Source organism: Sphingobacterium corticis (assembly GCF_042684745.1).
GTDB classification, from domain to species: domain Bacteria; phylum Bacteroidota; class Bacteroidia; order Sphingobacteriales; family Sphingobacteriaceae; genus Sphingobacterium; species Sphingobacterium corticis.
This window is the reverse complement of sequence record NZ_JBHUMA010000001.1, coordinates 1-4,300: the sequence shown is the minus strand read 5'-3', so window position 1 is coordinate 4,300 and position 4,300 is coordinate 1. Positions and strand designations below refer to the sequence as shown.

Annotated in this window: 2 tRNA genes and 2 rRNA genes; all 4 read right to left on the bottom strand. The window is 47.7% G+C overall.

The features are described 5' to 3' along the window. Window positions 1-2,041: ribosomal RNA gene (locus tag ACFSQ3_RS00020) — 23S ribosomal RNA — on the bottom strand; the annotation flags it as partial. Window positions 2,042-2,263: 222 nt separating this feature from the next. Next, window positions 2,264-2,337: transfer RNA gene (locus ACFSQ3_RS00015), tRNA-Ala, on the bottom strand. 146 nt (window positions 2,338-2,483) lie between these two features. Beyond that, a tRNA-Ile gene (locus ACFSQ3_RS00010) sits at window positions 2,484-2,560 on the bottom strand. A gap of 154 nt (window positions 2,561-2,714) precedes the next feature. Then, window positions 2,715-4,242: ribosomal RNA gene (locus ACFSQ3_RS00005) — 16S ribosomal RNA — on the bottom strand. Window positions 4,243-4,300: the final 58 nt, after the last annotated feature.

Sequence of the window (4,300 nt, the reverse complement as noted above, 5' to 3'; positions counted from 1 at the left end):
TTCACCGATACCACAATTTCACCGAGCTCATGGCTGAGACAGCGCCCAGATCGTTACACCATTCGTGCAGGTCGGAACTTACCCGACAAGGAATTTCGCTACCTTAGGACCGTTATAGTTACGGCCGCCGTTTACTGGGGCTTCGATTCAATGCTTCTCTTGCGATGACATCCCCTCTTAACCTTCCAGCACCGGGCAGGTGTCAGGCCTTATACTTCATCTTTCGATTTTGCAAAGCCATATGTTTTTGCTAAACAGTCGCCTGGGCCTTTTCACTGCGGCTGCTCTATCGCTAGAGACAGCGCCCCTTCTCCCGAAGTTACAGGGCCATTTTGCCGAGTTCCTTAGCCATGATTCACTCGAGCACCTTAGGATTCTCTCCTCGACTACCTGTGTCGGTTTACGGTACGGGTTTTATATACCTGAAGCTTAGCGGGTTTTCTTGGAAGTCTGATTACCTGCACTATCTGCGCCGCCGAAGCTTTGCAGTACTATCGTGTTTCAGCATTCTCTGCGGATTTGCCTACAGAAAATATACCTACGCACTTCAACGAACTATTCCGTCAGTTCGCGGCAGTGTCACTACTCCGTCACCACATCGCAGTATATAAAAGTACGGGAATATTAACCCGTTGTCCATCGGCTACCTCCATTCGGATGCGCCTTAGGCCCCGACTAACCCTGATCCGATTAGCGTTGATCAGGAAACCTTAGTCTTTCGGTGGGCGGGTTTCTCACCCGCCTTATCGTTACTTATGCCTACATTTGCTTTTCTATTCAGTCCACAACACGTCACCATGCTGCTTCACCCCCAATAGAATGCTCCCCTACCAGTGTATACTAACGTATACAATCCATAGCTTCGGTAATACACTTGATGCCCGTTTATTATCCACGCCCGGTCGCTCGACTAGTGAGCTGTTACGCACTCTTTAAATGAATGGCTGCTTCCAAGCCAACATCCTAGCTGTCTGGGCAACCGGACCTCGTTAGTTCAACTTAGCGTATATTTAGGGACCTTAGCTGATGGTCTGGGTTCTTTCCCTCTCGGCCTTGGACCTTAGCACCCAAAGCCTCACTGCCGATCATATCTTACAGCATTCGGAGTTCGTCTGGATTTGGTAGGATTTGACTCCCCCGCACCCAATCGGTAGCTCTACCTCTGCAAGACTTTATATCGACGCTGTTCCTAAAAACATTTCGGGGAGTACGAGCTATTTCCCAGTTTGATTGGCCTTTCACCCCTACCCTCAGGTCATCCGGAAACTTTTCAACGTTTATCGGTTCGGTCCTCCATTACATGTTACTGCAACTTCAACCTGCCCAAGGGTAGATCACAAGGTTTCGCGTCTACCTCATCCGACTATACGCCCTATTCAGACTCGCTTTCGCTGCGGCTCCTTGGCTTAACCAATTAACCTTGCCGGACAAGAGTAACTCGTAGGCTCATTATGCAAAAGGCACGCCGTCACAGAATAAATCCGCTCCGACCGCTTGTAAGCACACGGTTTCAGGTTCTTTTCACTCCCCTGTTCGGGGTTCTTTTCACCTTTCCCTCACGGTACTGGTTCACTATCGGTCTCTCAGGAGTATTTAGCCTTACCAGATGGTGCTGGCAGATTCAAGCAGGATTTCTCCGGTCCCGCCCTACTCAGGATACCACTATGCTGTCATTCTTTACCTGTACGGGGCTATCACCCGTCTCGCGCAGTTTCCCACCTGCTTCCAGTTCATAGCGACAATACAATATCGTGGTCCTACAACCCCATAATTGCCGTAACAACTATGGTTTGGGCTCTTTCGTGTTCGCTCGCCACTACTTACGAAATCATTATTATTTTCTCCTCCTACGCTTACTTAGATGTTTCAGTTCGGCGCGTTCGCGTATTATACAACTAGTCTTCCACTAGTTAGGTTGCCCCATTCGGAAATCTTCGGATCAAGTCACATTTGCTAATCCCCGAAGCTTATCGCAGCTTATCACGTCCTTCATCGCCTCTGAGAGCCTAGGCATCCCCCGTGTGCCCTTTGTTACTTTCTTCATATCCGCATACCCCTTTTGCTCGGTATGGGACGATTTTTTCTGTACTACTTCGAAAAGCAGTACAGATATGCTCTGTTGTTTCTTTTCTTGTGTCTTCTTTCTCTCAATATGTCAAAGAACGGTTTTTCAAAGTTTGAAGTATGAATTCAGAAGTGAGAAATATATAGCGAACTATATGATTTTCTAACTTTCGACTTATAACTTCTTACTTAAAAATAGTGGAGAATAACGGATTCGAACCGTTGACCCCCTGCGTGCAAGGCAGGTGCTCTAGCCAGCTGAGCTAATTCCCCGGGTAGTTGATAATCATAGTCCTGTGATTTTAGATAGTAGTAGTTAGATGCTAGTATGTAGACTTTTCATTTTCAGGTCGCCCTATCTAATTACTAAGTACTAGCTACTAAATACTTTCTACTTTATCCTAGCTCACAATACTTATTGGTAGTCCCGAGCAGATTTGAACTGCTGACCCCTACATTATCAGTGTAGTGCTCTAACCAACTGAGCTACGGGACTAGCTATATCTTTCTTCTACTTGGGTTATACTTACCTTTTATCTTATCTCCTTAAATGGGGACAGGTACTGTATTTCCTATCGTGTCTATTCTTTCTAATCTTTTATTAAAGTAATGTCATGTGCGTGGCAAGAATACGATTACCGTATCTCTAGAAAGGAGGTATTCCAGCCGCACCTTCCGGTACGGCTACCTTGTTACGACTTAGCCCCAATTATCGGTTTTGCCCTAACACGCTCCTTGCGGTTACATGCTTTAGGCACCCCCAACTTTCATGGCTTGACGGGCGGTGTGTACAAGGCCCGGGAACGTATTCACCGCGTCATTGCTGATACGCGATTACTAGCGAATCCAACTTCACGGGGTCGAGTTGCAGACCCCGATCCGAACTGTGACCGACTTTTCGAGATTCGCATCCTGTTGCCAGGTAGCTGCCCGCTGTATCGGCCATTGTAGCACGTGTGTAGCCCCGGACGTAAGGGCCATGATGACTTGACGTCGTCCCCACCTTCCTCTCCGTTTGCACGGGCAGTCTGTTTAGAGTCCCCACCATTACATGCTGGCAACTAAACATAGGGGTTGCGCTCGTTGCGGGACTTAACCCAACACCTCACGGCACGAGCTGACGACAGCCATGCAGCACCTAGTTTCCTGTCCCGAAGGACTGATCTATCTCTAAATCATTCAGTAACTTTCAAGCCCGGGTAAGGTTCCTCGCGTATCATCGAATTAAACCACATGCTCCTCCGCTTGTGCGGGCCCCCGTCAATTCCTTTGAGTTTCACCCTTGCGGGCGTACTCCCCAGGTGGATAACTTAACGCTTTCGCTAAGACGCTAACTGTATATCGCTAACATCGAGTTATCATCGTTTAGGGCGTGGACTACCAGGGTATCTAATCCTGTTCGATCCCCACGCTTTCGTGCATCAGTGTCAATCCATGTTTAGACAGCTGCCTTCGCAATCGGTGTTCTGAGACATATCTATGCATTTCACCGCTACTTGTCTCATTCCGCCATCTTCAACATAATTCAAGCTCAACAGTATCAAAGGCACTGCATCGGTTGAGCCGATGTCTTTCACCCCTGACTTATTAAGCCACCTACGCACCCTTTAAACCCAATAAATCCGGATAACGCTTGGATCCTCCGTATTACCGCGGCTGCTGGCACGGAGTTAGCCGATCCTTATTCTTACGGTACATTCAGCCTATTATACATAATAGGGGTTATTCCCGTACAAAAGCAGTTTACAACCCGTAGGGCAGTCATCCTGCACGCGGCATGGCTGGTTCAGAGTTGCCTCCATTGACCAATATTCCTTACTGCTGCCTCCCGTAGGAGTCTGGTCCGTGTCTCAGTACCAGTGTGGGGGATTCTCCTCTCAGAGCCCCTAGACATCGTCGCCTTGGTAAGCCGTTACCTTACCAACTAGCTAATGTCACGCGAGCCCATCCATATCCTATAAATATTTAACAATAAGCTGATGCCAACTCATTGTGTTATGCGGTGTTAATCCGAATTTCTTCGGGCTATCCCCCTGATATGGGTAGGTTGCTCACGCGTTACGCACCCGTGCGCCACTCTCAAATCGGATAGCAAGCTATCCTCAGATCCCGTTCGACTTGCATGTATTAGGCCTGCCGCTAGCGTTCATCCTGAGCCAGGATCAAACTCTCCATTGTAAAAATGAATTGTTCGACACCTAACTATTTATATAAAATAATTAGAAATTGTCTTTTT